Annotated in this window: 16 protein-coding genes and 1 pseudogene; 14 read left to right on the forward strand and 3 right to left on the reverse strand. The window is 59.0% G+C overall.

Annotated features, from left to right (window positions below; all coding sequences use genetic code 11):
- Positions 1-36 precede the first annotated feature (36 nt).
- Entirely contained in the window at positions 37-1110 is a 1074-nt protein-coding gene (gene rlmM / locus ACYZTW_RS23490) for a 23S rRNA (cytidine(2498)-2'-O)-methyltransferase RlmM (RefSeq protein ID WP_129442892.1), read from the reverse strand.
- A 487-nt stretch (positions 1111-1597) separates the two neighbouring features.
- Between rlmM and acnA the strand changes: the two genes are divergently transcribed.
- The 3 genes from acnA to ACYZTW_RS23505 all read left to right on the forward strand — a co-directional run bounded on the left by acnA (position 1598) and on the right by ACYZTW_RS23505 (position 6997).
- Complete coding sequence (gene acnA, locus ACYZTW_RS23495) at positions 1598-4339, forward strand: aconitate hydratase AcnA (protein ID WP_462002013.1); 2742 nt, start codon at positions 1598-1600, stop codon at positions 4337-4339.
- Between the two features lie 197 nt (positions 4340-4536).
- Positions 4537-5328, forward strand: coding sequence for a CPBP family glutamic-type intramembrane protease (locus ACYZTW_RS23500; protein WP_462002014.1), 792 nt, complete (start codon positions 4537-4539; stop codon positions 5326-5328).
- A 103-nt stretch (positions 5329-5431) separates the two neighbouring features.
- On the forward strand, positions 5432-6997 hold the full coding sequence (locus ACYZTW_RS23505) for a methyl-accepting chemotaxis protein (RefSeq protein WP_462002015.1): 1566 nt from the start codon (positions 5432-5434) through the stop codon (positions 6995-6997).
- A 196-nt stretch (positions 6998-7193) separates the two neighbouring features.
- Here the strand turns inward: ACYZTW_RS23505 and ACYZTW_RS23510 are convergent.
- Positions 7194-7309: pseudogene (locus ACYZTW_RS23510) on the reverse strand (alpha/beta family hydrolase); the annotation flags it as partial.
- Positions 7310-7448: 139 nt separating this feature from the next.
- Here ACYZTW_RS23510 and ACYZTW_RS23515 point away from each other — a divergent pair.
- A complete protein-coding gene (locus ACYZTW_RS23515; protein WP_462002016.1) occupies positions 7449-7907 on the forward strand; it encodes a hypothetical protein in 459 nt (152 codons plus the stop codon).
- 62 nt (positions 7908-7969) lie between these two features.
- Here the strand turns inward: ACYZTW_RS23515 and ACYZTW_RS23520 are convergent, their stop codons facing one another.
- A complete protein-coding gene (locus ACYZTW_RS23520) occupies positions 7970-8659 on the reverse strand; it encodes an alpha/beta family hydrolase (protein WP_462002017.1) in 690 nt (229 codons plus the stop codon).
- 96 nt (positions 8660-8755) lie between these two features.
- Between ACYZTW_RS23520 and ccoN (ACYZTW_RS23525) the strand changes: the two genes are divergently transcribed.
- From ccoN (ACYZTW_RS23525) to ACYZTW_RS23570, 10 genes are all read left to right on the forward strand, one after another.
- A complete protein-coding gene (ccoN, locus tag ACYZTW_RS23525) occupies positions 8756-10180 on the forward strand; it encodes a cytochrome-c oxidase, cbb3-type subunit I (RefSeq protein WP_462002018.1) in 1425 nt (474 codons plus the stop codon).
- 10 nt (positions 10181-10190) lie between these two features.
- A complete protein-coding gene (gene ccoO, locus ACYZTW_RS23530; RefSeq protein WP_008157297.1) occupies positions 10191-10799 on the forward strand; it encodes a cytochrome-c oxidase, cbb3-type subunit II in 609 nt (202 codons plus the stop codon).
- A 21-nt stretch (positions 10800-10820) separates the two neighbouring features.
- Positions 10821-11027 (forward strand): cbb3-type cytochrome oxidase subunit 3, encoded by a 207-nt coding sequence (locus tag ACYZTW_RS23535; protein WP_462005829.1) that lies wholly within the window; start codon positions 10821-10823, stop codon positions 11025-11027.
- Entirely contained in the window at positions 11024-11977 is a 954-nt protein-coding gene (ccoP, locus tag ACYZTW_RS23540) for a cytochrome-c oxidase, cbb3-type subunit III (protein WP_462002019.1), read from the forward strand. The genes ACYZTW_RS23535 and ccoP (ACYZTW_RS23540) overlap by 4 nt, the downstream gene beginning before the upstream one ends.
- 483 nt (positions 11978-12460) lie before the next feature.
- Positions 12461-13903 carry a cytochrome-c oxidase, cbb3-type subunit I gene (gene ccoN / locus ACYZTW_RS23545; protein ID WP_056744267.1) on the forward strand — a complete coding sequence of 481 codons (1443 nt, stop codon included), beginning with the start codon at positions 12461-12463 and terminating at the stop codon, positions 13901-13903.
- Complete coding sequence (gene ccoO, locus ACYZTW_RS23550) at positions 13903-14511, forward strand: cytochrome-c oxidase, cbb3-type subunit II (RefSeq protein ID WP_054593209.1); 609 nt, start codon at positions 13903-13905, stop codon at positions 14509-14511. The genes ccoN (ACYZTW_RS23545) and ccoO (ACYZTW_RS23550) overlap by 1 nt, the downstream gene beginning before the upstream one ends.
- 5 nt (positions 14512-14516) lie before the next feature.
- A complete protein-coding gene (locus tag ACYZTW_RS23555; RefSeq protein WP_003175465.1) occupies positions 14517-14702 on the forward strand; it encodes a CcoQ/FixQ family Cbb3-type cytochrome c oxidase assembly chaperone in 186 nt (61 codons plus the stop codon).
- Positions 14699-15682, forward strand: coding sequence for a cytochrome-c oxidase, cbb3-type subunit III (gene ccoP, locus ACYZTW_RS23560; protein WP_462002020.1), 984 nt, complete (start codon positions 14699-14701; stop codon positions 15680-15682). The genes ACYZTW_RS23555 and ccoP (ACYZTW_RS23560) overlap by 4 nt, the downstream gene beginning before the upstream one ends.
- Positions 15683-15867: 185 nt before the next feature.
- Positions 15868-16122: a type II toxin-antitoxin system Phd/YefM family antitoxin gene (locus ACYZTW_RS23565; RefSeq protein ID WP_033055887.1), complete on the forward strand. Its 255-nt coding sequence runs from the start codon at positions 15868-15870 to the stop codon at positions 16120-16122.
- The gene (locus tag ACYZTW_RS23570; protein ID WP_462002021.1) at positions 16122-16532 is read left to right on the forward strand and encodes a PIN domain-containing protein; all 411 of its coding nucleotides are present in this window, start codon (positions 16122-16124) and stop codon (positions 16530-16532) included. The genes ACYZTW_RS23565 and ACYZTW_RS23570 overlap by 1 nt, the downstream gene beginning before the upstream one ends.
- Positions 16533-16697 lie beyond the last annotated feature (165 nt).

Genomic DNA, 16697 nt, shown 5'->3' on the forward strand with positions numbered 1-16697 from the left:
CCTCGCCACACAAGCCCGCACATTAATTCGGGTAAATCAGCGGGACTTGGGTTTCTTCACGTCGAGTCGGCGCAAATGGCAGGTCACCTCTTCACGGTCGTGGTACAGCTGCTTGCAGCCGATTTCGACCCGAATGCCGCGCTCCTTGAACCCGTCGGCGATGCGTTCCAGCAAACGCTTCACTTCGGCGTAACGCTGTTTCATCGGCAGCTTGAGGTTGACCACCGCTTCGCGGCAATGCCCCTCGCCAATCCATTCTTCCAGCATCGCGGCGTTGCGCGCCGGTTTCTCGACGATGTCGCAGACCATCCAGTCCACCGGTTGCTTGGGTTTGAAGGTGAAACCGTCAGCCATCAAGTGTTGCACCAGACCGGTGTCCATCAGGCTTTCAGCCATCGGGCCGTTGTCGATCGCGGTCACCAGCATGCCGCGGTTGACCAGTTGCCAGGTCCAGCCGCCGGGTGCGGCGCCGAGGTCGACGCCGGTCATGTCGCTGTGCAGGCGCTCATCCCACTGATCGCGCGGGATGAAATGGTGCCAGGCTTCTTCCAGCTTCAGGGTCGAACGGCTCGGCGCTTCACGCGGAAACTTCAAGCGCGGAATGCCCATCGGCCACATCGCCGAGTTGTTCGACTCGGCCAGCCCCATGAACACTTCGCGGCCACTTTTGAAGGTCAGCAGCAGGCGCGGTTTGTGGGCATCTTCAACCAGTTTGCCAGCCGCCATCAGCGCCTTGCGCAGGTGGCCTTCGAACTTCTTGCAGAAGTTCGACAGTTCCTTGCCATCGTTGGTGTCGACCATTTCCAGCCACAGGCTGCCGCACAGCGGGAAGTCCGCCATGTGCGCGAGGATCACGCTGATGCGGTCGGTTTCCGGCAGATCGATGAAAATCCCGCGAGCCCACTGGCGCGGGAAGATCAGATCGGCGAAACGCTGGCCACGCATCAGGCGCTCGGCGCCATCTTCTTCGGTGCAGATGAATTCAGCGCAGGCGCTGGCGGTCTTGGCCTTGGCATAACCGGCCACGTTCAGCCGCGCGGCGTGTTCGGAAATCTCGGAACAGACTTCGCTTTCGAAGCCCGGCCGGCAATGCATAAAGAGGGTGTTCATTCTTACTCCTGGGCAGATGGCGAGAAATTCAACCACTGCGCGATGCCCAGACTTGCGTTGAAGCAAAGCCTGTCACGAAAACCGGCGCATGATAGCCGAGTTCGGAACCCAGGGTCTGTTGACGTTTGCTGACGAACCGCGTTGCGATGCCAACGTGTGCGAGGCAAGGCGCGGGATGCCGTCAATGGTTGTTCCCTTGGCAAATCCCGCAACGCAGCCTCGCACACGTTGGCGCGCAACCCGAAGGGACGCGACCCATTTGGCGCTGGGCGGCGTTGCTCGGAACTTATTTGGAACAACCAAACTACGTTCCTCGCGCCTTGCCCAGCGCCAAATGGGTCGGCGTCGCGGTCGTCAGCAAACGTCAACAGACCCTGGACTTGGCCATAGAGTCCAGTTATTAGCCTTAAGTACCAAACAGGACTAGGTTTAAACCTCTGTTCGTTCCCTCAGTCCGTAGCCGTGCGGACCCTAAGGAGTCATTTCAATGCCGTCCCTCGATAGCCTGAAAACCCTTAAAACCTTACAAATCGACGACAAGACCTATCACTATTTCAGCTTGCCGGAGGCTGCCAAAAGCCTGGGCGATCTCGATAAGCTGCCGATGTCGTTGAAAGTGCTGCTGGAAAACCTGCTGCGCTGGGAAGATGAAAAAACCGTCACCGGCGCCGACCTCAAGGCGATTGCCGCCTGGCTCAAGGAGCGTCGCTCCGACCGCGAAATTCAGTACCGTCCCGCGCGGGTATTAATGCAGGACTTTACTGGCGTACCTGCCGTGGTCGACCTCGCCGCCATGCGTGCCGCGATGGCCAAGGCCGGCGGCGACCCGCAGCGAATCAATCCGCTCTCCCCCGTGGATTTGGTGATCGATCACTCGGTGATGGTCGACAAATTCGCCAGCAGCAGCGCCTTCGAACAGAACGTCGACATTGAAATGCAGCGCAACGGTGAACGTTATGCGTTCCTGCGCTGGGGCCAAAGCGCCTTCGACAACTTCAGCGTGGTACCGCCGGGCACCGGCATCTGTCACCAGGTGAATCTGGAATACCTGGGCCGCACAGTCTGGACCAAGGACGAGGACGGCCGCACGTATGCCTTCCCGGATACCCTGGTCGGCACCGACTCCCACACCACCATGATCAACGGCCTCGGCGTGCTCGGCTGGGGCGTCGGCGGGATCGAAGCGGAAGCGGCGATGCTTGGCCAACCGGTGTCGATGCTGATCCCGGAAGTGATCGGCTTCAAACTCACCGGCAAGCTCAAGGAAGGCATCACCGCCACCGACCTGGTGCTGACCGTCACCCAGATGCTGCGCAAGAAAGGCGTGGTCGGCAAATTCGTCGAGTTCTACGGCGACGGCCTCGCCGACCTGCCGCTGGCCGACCGCGCGACCATCGCCAACATGGCCCCGGAGTACGGCGCCACCTGCGGCTTCTTCCCGGTGGATGACATCACCCTGGAATACCTGCGTTTATCCGGTCGCACCAGCGAGACCGTGAAACTGGTCGAGGCCTACAACAAAGCCCAGGGCCTGTGGCGCCTGCCGGGCCAGGAACCGGCGTTCACCGACACTCTGGCGCTGGACATGGGCAGCGTCGAAGCCAGCCTGGCCGGGCCGAAACGCCCCCAGGACCGGGTATCGCTGCCGAATGTCGCGCAAGCGTTCAGTGACTTCGTCGACCTGCATTTCAAACCCACCAGCAAGGAAGTCGGTCGCCTCGAAAGTGAAGGCGGCGGTGGCGTTGCGGTGGGCAATGCCGATCTGGCCGGTGAAGCCGACTACGAATACGACGGCCAGACCTATCGATTGAAAAACGGTGCGGTGGTGATCGCCGCGATCACCTCCTGCACCAACACCTCCAACCCGAGTGTGATGATGGCCGCCGGCCTGGTGGCGAAGAAAGCCGTGGAGAAAGGCCTCAAGCGCAAACCGTGGGTCAAGAGCTCGCTGGCCCCAGGCTCGAAAGTGGTCACCGACTACTACAAGGCTGCCGGCCTGACCCAGTACCTTGATGAACTGGGTTTTGCCTTGGTCGGCTACGGCTGCACCACGTGCATAGGCAACTCCGGGCCATTGGCGGAGCCGATCGAAAAAGCCATTCAGGCCGCCGACCTGACCGTCGCCTCGGTGTTGTCGGGCAACCGCAACTTCGAAGGCCGCGTGCATCCGCTGGTGAAAACCAACTGGCTGGCCTCGCCGCCGCTGGTCGTCGCCTATGCGCTGGCCGGCACGGTGCGCATCGACATCAGCAGCGAGCCTTTGGGTACCGACAAAGAGGGCAATCTGGTTTATCTGCGGGACATCTGGCCGAGTACCAAAGAGATCGCCGACGCGGTGAATCAGGTCAACACCGCGATGTTCCACAAGGAATACGCCGAAGTGTTTGCCGGCGATGAGCAATGGCAGGCAATCGAAGTGCCTCAAGCAGCGACCTATGTCTGGCAGGATGATTCGACGTACATCCAGCATCCACCGTTCTTCGATGACATCGGCGGGCCGCCGCCGGTGGTCAAGGACGTCGCCGGTGCCAGAGTCCTCGCGCTGCTGGGTGATTCGGTGACCACCGACCACATCTCTCCGGCCGGCAACATCAAGGCCGACAGCCCCGCAGGCCACTACCTGCGCGAGAAAGGCGTAGAACCACGGGACTTCAACTCCTACGGCTCGCGTCGCGGCAACCACCAAGTGATGATGCGCGGCACCTTCGCCAACATCCGCATTCGCAACGAGATGCTCGGCGGCGAAGAAGGCGGCAATACGATTTACATTCCCACCGGGGAGAGGATGCCGATCTACGATGCGGCGATGCGTTATCAAGCGTCGGGCACGCCGCTGGTGGTGATTGCCGGGCAAGAATACGGCACCGGATCGAGTCGTGACTGGGCAGCCAAGGGTACTAATCTGCTGGGGGTCAAAGCGGTCATTGCGGAAAGTTTCGAACGGATTCACCGCTCCAACCTGGTGGGCATGGGCGTATTGCCGTTGCAGTTCAAGCTGGATCAAAACCGCAAGAGCATGAACCTGACCGGCAAAGAAACCCTGGATATTCTGGGTTTGACCGGCGTCGAGCTGACACCGCGGATGAACCTGACGCTGGTGATCACCCGTGAAGACGGCAGCCACGAGAAAGTCGAGGTGTTGTGCCGGATCGATACCCTTAATGAGGTGGAGTACTTCAAATCGGGGGGGATTTTGCATTACGTGTTGCGACAGTTGATTGCGTCGTAACCGGCTGCTGATACAAACACCGCCTTCGGGCGGTGTTTTTGTTTGGCCCTTGTGGGAGCGAGCTTGCTCCGGGCGGCGTTCCGACGATGAGGCCATATCATTCAACATTGATGTCGACTGTTAGTATGCTATCGCGAGCAAGCTCGCTCCCACATGGACAGAGTCGCCCTGCACATTTTTGGACACAAGGACTTCACATGCTTGCTCTGCCATGGAACTACCTGGCCCTCCTCTCCCTCGGCTATGGTCTGGCACTGATCTACGGCCAACTCGGCTGGCTGGCCGTAATCTCCGTCGCATTGTTGCTGTTCACAGGTTTCGCCGTCCGCCAACAAAAGGTTCAAGCCGGCCGCTACCTCGGTCATGGGGTGTTCTTCGTCCTGGTCCTGGCGCTGGCGATGCACTGGCTTCCCGGTTTCTACAATGGTCGTGGTCTCGCCCCTCAGCAATTCACCGACGATGCCGTGCCGTTTTTCATGTACCTGAATCAGGACAAACCCCTGATCGGATTCTGGCTTTTGCTGGTCTGCCCGTGGATTGTCGGTCGACGTTCGCTGCGCCTTTCCATCTATGCCACCGCGCTGGGGCTGACGTTGAGTGCCGTGCTGGCCTTGGGTGGCGCGCTGGTGCTGGGCCTGATCAGCTGGGCACCGAAGTGGCCGGATCAAGCCTGGCTGTGGCTGGTTAACAATCTGCTGCTGGTGACGCTGGTGGAGGAAGCGCTGTTTCGCGGCTACATCCAGGGCGGTCTGAGCCGCTGCTTCAAAAACCTGCCCTACGGTGAAAACCTCGCCCTGCTCCTCGCCTCGCTGCTGTTCGGCCTGGTGCATGTGGGCGCCGGCTGGCAATGGGTGTTGCTGGCGAGTCTGGCGGGTGTCGGCTATGGTCTGGCCTACCGTTTTGGTGGCTTGGGTGCGGCCATCGCCACCCATTTCGGCCTGAACCTGCTGCACTTCGGGCTGTTCACCTATCCGATGCTCGCCGGCTGACGCAAGGGTCGTTTTGCGACGCGCCACTGATTACTGAAAAATAATCTCAATAAATGGCTGACGATGCCGACAACCCGTCAAAGCCTTGCGGATTGAAAAAGCCATGCGTAACAACCAGCCCATTACACAACGCGAACGGACCTTCCCGACTCAGCAACGGTTGATTTCCACCACCGATGCCAAGGGCGTGATCACCTATTGCAACGACGCTTTCGTCGAGATCAGTGGGTATTCTCGTGAAGAGCTGATCCGTGCGCCGCATAACCTGGTCCGTCACCCTGACGTCCCGGCCGCGGTATTCGCGCACATGTGGGGCACATTGAAACAAGGCTTGCCATGGATGGGCATTGTCAAGAATCGCTGCAAGACCGGTGATCACTATTGGGTTAACGCCTATGTCACACCGGTTTTCGAAGGCAATCAGGTGATCGGTTACGAATCGGTTCGGGTCAAACCCACCGCCGAGCAGATCCGCCGTGCCGAAGCGCTCTACCAACGCATCAACCAGGGCAAGTCGGCGATTCCTTCGACGGACAAATGGTTGCCGGTACTGCAGGACTGGCTGCCGTTCATTCTAGTCAGCCAGCTGAGCTTCATGATCGGTGCGTCGCTCAATTCCCAATGGGGTTTTGCGTTGGCCGCCGGTCTCTCGGTGCCATTGGGTTTGCTGGGGTTGAGCTGGCAACAGCGCGGCCTCAAGCGTCTGCTGCACCTGGCCGGGCAGACGACCTCCGACCCGCTGATCGCGCAGATGTACACCGACAGTCGCGGCGCCCAGGCGCGCCTGGAAATGTCTATCCTCAGCCAGGAAGCCCGCCTGAAAACCTGCCTGACCCGTCTGCAGGACACCGCCGAGCACCTGAGCGACCAAGCCAAACAGTCCGACACCCTGGCGCATAACAGCTCCAACGGTCTGGAACGCCAACGCGTCGAAACCGAGCAAGTGGCCACCGCCGTCAATCAGATGGCCGCCACCACTCAGGAAGTCGCCAGCCACGTGCAGCGCACAGCCGATGTGACTCAGGAAGCCAATCGCCTGACCGGTCGCGGCCGCGACATCGCCGGGGAAACCCGCGAAGCCATCCAGCGCCTGTCGGTGGTGGTCGGTGAAACCGGTCTGACCGTGACCCAACTGGCCAAGGACAGCGACGAAATCGGTGGTGTGGTCGATGTGATCAAAGGCATCGCCGACCAGACCAACCTGCTGGCGTTGAACGCTGCTATTGAAGCGGCCCGTGCCGGCGAGATGGGTCGTGGTTTTGCGGTAGTGGCCGACGAAGTTCGCCAACTGGCACAACGCACCAGCGAATCCACCGGGCAGATCCACGCCCTGATCGCCAAGCTCCAGCAAACCGCCAGCACGGCGGTGCAAACCATGGAGGCTGGCCATCGCCAGGCCGAAGAAGGTGTGGCGCGGGTTCTGGAAGCGGATCAGGCACTGGTGGGGATCAGCGAAGCGGTGGCCAACATCACCGACATGACCACTCAGATCGCTGCGGCGACTGAAGAGCAAAGTGCAGTGGCTGAAGAAATCAGCCGCAACATCAGCAACATCTCGCACCTGGCGGATCAGACGTCGGAACAGGCGCAACACTCGGCGTTGTTGAGTGAAGAACTGACCAAGACCGCGAATACTCAGTATTCATTGGTGGAGCGGTTTAACCGCTGATCGTCGCTGAAAAGACAAAAACCCGGACGGTGAAAGCTTCCGGGTTTTTTATTGCCAGTTTGAAAGTGATGTTGCCTGACAGATTGCTATCGCGGGCAAGCCTTGCTCCTACAGGTCATGCGTCGATCATCCGGACACCGATATCCAGTAGGAGCAAGGCTTGCCCGCGAAGAGGCCCCGACACGCACCGCACATCTCACTGCAGGAATTCGGCAACCTTGCCCGCCGCAACCGCCAAATGCTGCTCATGGGTAAACCCGGACGCCTTCAACGACTTCAAATCATGATCCCCGCCATCAGCCAGAACACTTTGCGTACTCCCTCTCAAACAAGCACAACTTCACGGGAGTGTCCAGCTGTCATTTATGACAGTTACGCTTTGATTTCTTTCGCCTTATATTCCTTAGGCAAACAGCGTTTATTGATCAAACTCTAAAAAGGGATATTTAAAATGGAAAATGAACGTAGACAAGCAAGCATAAAAAAAATCCGCCCGATTGAAACAAATCAAATATTTAAGTGGCGATTTAACGCCGAAGCTCAATTCGTCGAAGCTACTCAAGCATATGTATATCTCTGGGAGTCCATTTCCGGAAAACTTTTCTGGGTATGGGAAGGATGGACAGGCTCTCATGAAAATAGCGACATATTTTTTTACGATTTCACCATCCCTTATGTCAATGACGATCCAATAGACCGTAGTTATGAAATGGGCAAGGATGAGCTGACTTTTGATCATGCTTATTCAAAACCACAAGGTCAGTTAGGAAGTGCCAGAGCGCACTCGGCAATTGTCCACATCAAACTCAATCCAAAAACCGGGATCAGCGAAGGAAAGTTTAATGCCGAGTTCTTAGGGATTCATCAATCACCACAAGGCAAGTTCTACGTGAAACGAGAAAACCCTTGATATCGCCCGATCACGAGCTACAAGGCCATGCTCTCCTCGGGGCTGGCCTTCCAATATCAAAGTCATGAGTTCAAAGAGCACAAAAATTTCTTCATCTTTTCCGCGGTTGTCGTCAGGTGTCCTTCATGAGTAAACCCGGAAGCCTTCAACGGCTTCAAATCATGATCCCCCACTGCCAGCCAAAACACCTCGATACTCGGCGCCAACGTGTAAGCCTCGACAGCCTCGCGATTCCCCAGCGCATCCCGTTCGCCCTGCACAATCAACGTCCGCGTCTTCAGCGCCGCCAAATGCTCGACCCGAGGCTTCTCCGGCTTACCCACCGCATAAAACGGATAACCCAGACACACTAGCGCATCCGCCTCCAGCTCATCCGCCAAAAGACTGGCCATCCGCCCGCCCATGGACTTGCCGCCAATGGCCAGGTGCCCAGTGACATGGCGTCGCACCTCCGCATACACCTCGCGCCAGCACTCCAGCAGTTTCGGTGCCGGATTCGGTGGACGCTTGCCCCCGTCAACACGCCGTTGCGCCATGTAGGGAAACTCGAAGCGCACCACGTTGACCCCTTGATCGGCGAGGCGCGCAGCCATGTCGGTCATCCAGCCGCTGTCCATCGGCGCACCGGCACCATGGGCGAGGATCAGCGTTGCCGATGCAGGTCCTGAGGCGGCATTCCACAACCATCCATGATCCCGTACACACCGTGCCCATTGATCCCCGTCAATACTGGCCTTGTGCTCTTTGTCCATGCTTGCCTCGCTTTTAGTCTGCCTATAACTCCAGGCGAAAGGAGCGTTTGCCTTGCGCGAACGCCTTCACTTCGGCTGAACCGTGGATGGGGAACCATGAACACTTCTATCAGTACCGCCTACAACTACAAGGTGGTCCGCCAATTCGCCATTATGACGGTGGTGTGGGGCATCGTCGGCATGGGGCTCGGGGTTTTTCTCGCGGCTCAATTGGTCTGGCCTGAACTCAACTTCAATCTGCCGTGGACCAGCTTCGGGCGTCTGCGCCCGTTGCACACCAACGCAGTGATCTTCGCCTTCGGCGGTTGCGCCCTGTTCGCCAGTTCGTTCTATTCGGTGCAACGCACCTGCCAGACTCAATTGTTCGCACCGAAAATCGCCGCGTTCTGCTTCTGGGGCTGGCAAGTGGTGATCCTGCTGGCGGCTATCAGCCTGCCGCTGGGTTACACGAGTTCCAAGGAATACGCCGAGCTGGAATGGCCGATCGACATCCTGATCACCATCGTCTGGGTCGCCTACGCCGTGGTGTTCTTCGGCACACTGGCCAAGCGCAAGACCAAGCACATCTACGTCGGCAACTGGTTCTTCGGTGCGTTCATCATCACCGTGGCGATTCTGCACATCGTCAACAACCTTGAATTGCCGGTGAGTTTCACCAAGTCCTACTCGGTGTACGCCGGTGCGACCGATGCCATGGTTCAGTGGTGGTACGGGCACAACGCCGTAGGCTTTTTCCTCACCGCCGGTTTCCTCGGGATGATGTACTACTTCGTGCCGAAACAGGCCGAGCGTCCGGTGTACTCCTATCGGTTGTCGATCGTGCACTTCTGGGCGTTGATCACCCTGTACATCTGGGCCGGCCCGCACCACTTGCACTACACCGCGCTGCCGGACTGGGCGCAGTCGCTGGGCATGGTGATGTCGCTGATCCTGCTGGCACCGAGCTGGGGCGGGATGATCAACGGCATGATGACGCTCTCGGGCGCCTGGCATAAGTTGCGCAGCGACCCGATCCTGCGCTTCCTCGTCGTGTCGCTCGCGTTCTACGGCATGTCGACCTTCGGAGGGCCGATGATGGCCATCAAAACGGTCAACGCCCTCTCCCACTACACCGACTGGACCATCGGCCACGTTCACGCCGGCGCCCTCGGTTGGGTAGCGATGATCTCCATCGGCGCGCTGTACCACATGATCCCGAAAATCTTCGGCCGCACGCAGATGCACAGCATCGGCCTGATCAACGCCCACTTCTGGCTCGCCACCATCGGCACTGTGCTGTACATCGCGTCCATGTGGGTCAACGGCATCGCCCAAGGCCTCATGTGGCGCGCGATCAATGACGACGGCACGCTGACCTACTCCTTCGTCGAAACCCTGGTGGCCAGCCACCCAGGCTTCGTCGTGCGGCTGGTGGGCGGCGCGATCTTCTTCAGCGGCATGTTGCTGATGGCCTACAACACCTGGCGCACCGTGCGGGCCTCGCAGCCTGCCGAAGTCGCTGCTGCCGCGCAGATCGCCTGAGGAGGCCGCCATGAAACACGAAACAATCGAGAAAAACGTCGGCCTGCTGATGTTGCTGATGGTGCTGGCCGTGAGCATTGGCGGTCTGACTCAAATCGTCCCGCTGTTCTTCCAGGACGTGACCAATAAACCGGTGGAAGGCATGAAGCCCTACACCGCGCTGCAACTGGAAGGTCGCGACATCTACATCCGCGAAGGCTGCGTCGGCTGCCATTCGCAGATGATCCGGCCGTTTCGCGCCGAGACGGAACGCTACGGCCACTACTCGGTGGCCGGTGAAAGCGTCTGGGATCATCCGTTCCTGTGGGGTTCGAAACGTACCGGTCCGGACCTGGCCCGGGTCGGCGGTCGCTACTCCGAAGACTGGCACCGCGCGCATTTGTACAACCCGCGCAACGTGGTGCCGGAATCGAAAATGCCCGGCTATCCGTGGCTCGTGGCCAATCAACTGGACAGCAGCCACACCGAAACCAAGATCAAGGCGATGCGCACCCTCGGCGTGCCGTACACCGACGACGACATCGCCGGCTCAGTCGCCTCGCTCAAGGGCAAGACCGAAATGGACGCCCTGGTTGCTTACCTGCAAGTGCTCGGCACATCCATCAAGAGCAAGAGGTGAGTCATGGCCATGTTCTTTGGAATAAGTATCGAAATGAGCAGTGGAATGATCCGCGGCCTGGGCACGGTCGTGGTGTTCGTGGCCTTCGTCGGCCTGTCGCTGTGGGTGTTCAACGGCAAGCGCAATCCGGAATTCGCCGAAGCGCGCCTGCTGCCGTTCGCCGATGAGCCACAAGCCGATAACGCCAACACCCAAGAACCAGCAACAACAAGGAGTACCCGGCCATGACCACCTTCTGGAGTACGTGGATCTGCGTACTGACCATCGGCAGCCTGATCGGCCTGACCTGGCTGCTGATCGGCACCCGCAAGGGCGAAACCAAGGGCAGCGTCGACCAGACCATGGGCCACAGCTTCGACGGCATCGAGGAGTACGACAATCCGCTGCCGCAGTGGTGGTTCATGCTGTTCGCCGGCACGCTGGTGTTTGCCGTGGGCTATCTAGTGCTTTACCCCGGTCTGGGCAACTGGAAAGGCATCCTGCCGGGTTACGAGGACGGTTGGACCGGCGTCCACGAGTGGGAAAAGGAGATGAACAAGGCCGATGCCAAGTTCGGACCGATCTTCGCCAAATTCGCCGCCATGCCCGTGGAAGAAGTGGCCCAGGACCCGCTAGCGTTGAAAATGGGCGGTCGCCTGTTTGCCTCCAATTGCGCGGTCTGCCACGGCTCGGATGCCAAGGGCGCCTTTGGCTTTCCGAACCTGGCGGACACCAGCTGGCGCTGGGGCGGCAACGCCGACACCGTCAAAACCACCATCATGGGCGGTCGTATGGCGGCGATGCCGGCCTGGGGTGAAATCCTTGGTGATGCCGGCGTGAAGAACGTCGCGGCTTATGTACGTCATGAACTGGCCGGCCTGCCGTTGACTGCCGAAAGCGGCGCCGACCTGCACGCCGGACAGCAACTGTTCAGCACCACCTGCGTAGCCTGTCATGGGGCAAACGGCCAGGGCACTGAAGCCATGGGCGCGCCGAATCTGACGCAACCGGCCGGTTTCATCTACGGTACAAGCCTGGCGCAACTGCAACAGACCATTCGTCATGGCCGTCAGGGCCATATGCCGGCGCAGAACGAACTGCTCGGCAACGACAAGGTGCAATTGCTGGCCGCTTACGTTTACAGCTTGTCTTACGGTCTGAGCACCGAGCGTTTGCAGGCTGAAGACAAACACGAATAAATCTCGACCGCTCTGCTGCCGCATTCTCCCGGATGCGGCAGTTCCCTGCCCCTTTGCGACCAAGTGTCGCACCCCTCCGTTGGTCCTCCTTTCGGTTCACCAGATTCGGGTCTAAGCTTCCCCCGATGCGGACTGGCATGAGCCGGTTCCAGGTCGACCCAACCCGATGTGTTCGACGAATCTGCTCGATGACAGGCCGCAAAGGCTGGTAGATACCGGCTGTCGTGCCAATTGCCATCTGTCACCCGATCATTGTGTTTGAACACACCCCGTTACATCCGACCTGACCCCCTCACCATTTTCGTCTGCTGCGACATTTTGCCCTTGGGCAATTTTGTCCTTACGCGGCGCATGGAAAGGCCGCAGAATCAGCTTTTGAAAGCATTGACCCAGGTCATGGCGCGTTGCAATGACCCCCCGCTTTCTCCATACTTGCGGCCGATTTTTACTCCTAATAAAACACCCAAACCGTGGAACCTTAGAATGAGCACAGCAATCAGTCCGACTGCTTATAACTATAAGGTAGTCCGCCAGTTCGCCATCATGACGGTGGTCTGGGGGATCCTTGGCATGGGGCTTGGTGTCTTCATCGCCTCACAGCTTGTATGGCCGGAATTGAACTTCGGTCTGCCGTGGACGACTTTTGGACGCTTACGCCCGTTGCACACCAACCTGGTGATTTTCGCCTTCGGTGGTTGTGCTCTGTTTGCCACTTCTTATTACGTCGTGCAGCGAACCTGCCAAACGCGACTGATTTCCGACAGCCTCGCCGCCTTCACCTTCTGGGGTTGGCAAGCGGTGATCGTCGGCGCGATCATTACCTTGCCGCTGGGTTACACCACCACCAAGGAATACGCGGAACTGGAATGGCCCCTGGCTATTCTGCTGGCCATCGTCTGGGTTACTTACGGTCTGGTGTTCTTCGGCACCATCACCAAGCGCAAAACCAAGCATATCTATGTGGGTAACTGGTTCTACGGTGCCTTCATCGTTGTGACCGCGATGCTGCACATCGTCAACCACGCCTCCCTGCCGGTCAGCTTCTTCAAGTCCTACTCGGCCTACGCCGGTGCGACTGACGCGATGATCCAGTGGTGGTACGGCCACAACGCGGTGGGTTTCTTCCTGACCACTGGCTTCCTGGGGATGATGTACTACTTCGTTCCGAAGCAGGCCGAGCGTCCGATCTACTCCTATCGCCTGTCGATCGTGCACTTCTGGGCGCTGATCACCCTGTACATCTGGGCCGGTCCACACCACCTGCACTACACCGCACTGCCGGACTGGGCTCAGTCGCTGGGCATGGCGATGTCGATCATCCTGCTGGCACCAAGCTGGGGCGGCATGATCAACGGCATGATGACCCTGTCGGGCGCCTGGCATAAGCTGCGCACCGACCCGATCCTGCGCTTCCTCGTTGTGTCGCTGGCGTTCTACGGCATGTCGACCTTCGAAGGCCCGATGATGGCCATCAAGACCGTCAACTCGCTGTCTCACTACACAGACTGGACCATCGGCCACGTACACGCCGGTGCCTTGGGCTGGGTGGCGATGATCTCGATCGGCGCCATCTACCACATGATCCCGAAACTGTTCGGTCGTGTGCAGATGCACAGCATCGGCCTGATCAACACGCACTTCTGGCTCGCGACCATCGGTACCGTTCTGTACATCGCTTCGATGTGGGTCAACGGCATCACCCAGGGTCTGATGTGGCGTGCAATCAACGACGACGGCACCCTCACCTACTCGTTCGTTGAAGCGCTGCAAGCCAGCCATCCTGGTTTCATCGTTCGCGCCCTGGGCGGTGCGTTCTTCGCCAGCGGCATGCTGTTCATGGCCTACAACGTATGGCGTACCGTACGTGCCTCGAACCCGGCTGAAGCCAAAGCTGCTGAACAGATTGCTGTAGTTGGAGCTCACTGATGAAGCATGAAGCAGTCGAGAAGAATATTGGCCTGCTGGCCTTCTTCATGGTTATCGCCGTCAGCATCGGCGGCCTGACCCAGATCGTTCCGCTGTTTTTCCAGGACGTCACCAACAAGCCGGTCGAAGGCATGAAGCCGCGCCCGGCGCTGGAGCTGGAAGGCCGTGACATTTTCATCGCCAACGGTTGTGTTGGCTGCCATTCGCAGATGATCCGTCCGTTCCGTGCTGAAACCGAACGTTACGGCCACTACTCGGTCGCCGGTGAAAGCGTCTGGGACCACCCGTTCCTGTGGGGTTCCAAGCGTACCGGTCCGGACCTGGCCCGTGTTGGCGGTCGTTATTCCGATGACTGGCAGCGTGCGCACTTGTACAACCCGCGCAACGTCGTGCCTGAGTCGAAAATGCCGGCCTACCCGTTCCTCGTGGAAAACAAGCTCGACGGCAAAGACACCGCCAAGAAAATGGAAGTCTTGCGCACGCTCGGCGTCCCTTACACCGACGAAGACATCGCCGGCGCCAAGGATGCTGTGAAGGGCAAAACCGAAATGGACGCGCTGGTGGCCTATCTGCAAGGCCTGGGCACCATCATCAAAAGCAAACGGTGATTTAGATGGATATCGGGATGATTCGTGGCCTGGGCACCGTTGTTGTGATGGTGGCCTTCATCGGTCTGGCGTTGTGGGTATTCAGCCCCAAGCGCAAGTCGGAGTTTGAAGACGCGACCTTGCTGCCTTTCGCGGATGATCCCGAAGCCATCAAGCACGTCGAGCAAGCTTCTAGGAGTAACAAAGAATGACTACGTTCTGGAGTCTGTACGTCACAGTCCTCAGTCTCGGCACGATCTTCGCCCTGACCTGGCTGCTGCTGTCCACCCGCAGGGGCCAGCGCAGCGAAGCCACCGAAGAAACGGTTGGCCACTCCTTCGACGGGATCGAGGAGTACGACAACCCACTGCCGAAATGGTGGTTCATGCTGTTCGTGGGCACCATCATCTTCGCGCTGGGCTACCTGGTGCTGTACCCGGGCCTGGGTAACTGGAAAGGCCTGCTGCCGGGTTACAACTACCTCGATAACGACAAGCAGACCGCGTTCGCCAACGGCCAGAGCGGCTGGACCGGCGTTCACGAGTGGGAAAAGGAAATGGCCAAGTCGGACGCCAAGTTCGGCCCGATCTTCGCCAAGTTCGCTTCCATGCCTATCGAAGAAGTCGCCAAGGACCCGCAAGCCCTGAAGATGGGTGGCCGCCTGTTCGCCTCCAACTGCTCGGTCTGCCACGGTTCCGATGCCAAAGGCGCGTATGGCTTCCCTAACCTGACCGACGCCGACTGGCGCTGGGGCGGCGAAGCGGAAACCATCAAGACCACCATCATGGGCGGCCGTCACGCGGTCATGCCGGCGTGGGCTGAAGTGATCGGCGAGCAAGGCGTTGCGAACGTTGCCGCGTTCGTACTGACCAACCTCGATGGCCGCAAGTTGCCGGAAGGCACCAAGGCTGACCCGGTTGCCGGCCAGAAGCTGTTCGCCGCCAACTGCGCGGTGTGCCACGGCCCAGAAGGCAAAGGCACGCCAGCGATGGGCGCGCCTAACCTGACCCACCCGGCAGCGTTCATCTACGGTTCGAGCTTCGCTCAACTGCAGCAGACCATCCGTTACGGCCGTCAGGGCCAGATGCCTACGCAAGAACAGCTGCAAGGCAACGACAAGGTTCACCTGCTGGCCGCTTACGTCTACAGCCTCTCTCACGGTGAGAAAGCGCCCGTGGCGGACACCCAGTAAGGCAAACGCTTGATGCAATAAAAAACGGCCCCGCCAATGTGAATTGGCGGGGCCGTTTTGGTTTCGGACGCTGATGGCCTGCGCTGTAGCGACCAACGGTAGCCCACTGCGCGCCCTCCGAGATTGCGCGCCAACCTGCCGAGTAGTAACGTTTCTACAAAGTACTTTCAGGGGGGACATCCACGATGGCCATCACCACCATTTCCAGCCGTGAATTCAATCAGGACACAAGTAGTGCCAAAAAAGCCACGCGTCAGGGCCCGGTTATCATCACCGACCGTGGCAAGCCGGCTCACGTACTGCTAAGCATTGAGGACTACCAAAAACTAACCGGCATCAACGCCAGCATTGTCGACCTGTTAGTGATGCCAGAAGCGGCAGACATCGAGTTCGAAACCGAGCGTGCCGTGATCATTCATCGACCCGTGGACCTGTCCTGATGTTTCTACTCGACACCAACGTGATTTCTGAACTGCGCAAACCCCAGGCTGATGCAAACGTCGTCGCCTGGGCCAAAAGTGTCATCGCCCCACGCATGTTTATTTCGGCCATTACCCTGAAGGAACTGGAGACAGGGGTTCTTCGAATGGAGCGTCGTGATCCCGCTCAGGGGAAGGTATTACGAACCTGGCTGAAGCGACACGTCATACCGGCCTTCGACGCCAGAATCTTGCCGGTCGATGCCGCCGTGGCGCTACGGTGCGCCAGTTTGCATGTTCCGGACCGTGCCAACGAAGGCGACGCCCTGATCGCAGCGACAGCGCTGGTTCATGGCCTCACAGTCGTCACCCGCAACATCAGCGATTTTCAATCCAGCGGCGTTGCACTGATCAATCCGTGGGGCGAATGAGTTCGTCGCCCTCAAAAACCGTCCATAATTCACGTGTCAATTGATTCAAGTCATTACACCGTCAGATGATTTCCACCAACGTGACCAAAGGTCGCACCCTTGACCTAGAGCTACAGGCGTATCATTGCGCCACTGCAACACCTCTTTTTGACCACGGTCGGCACG

It is taken from the genome of Pseudomonas sp. LB3P25, assembly GCF_054897985.1.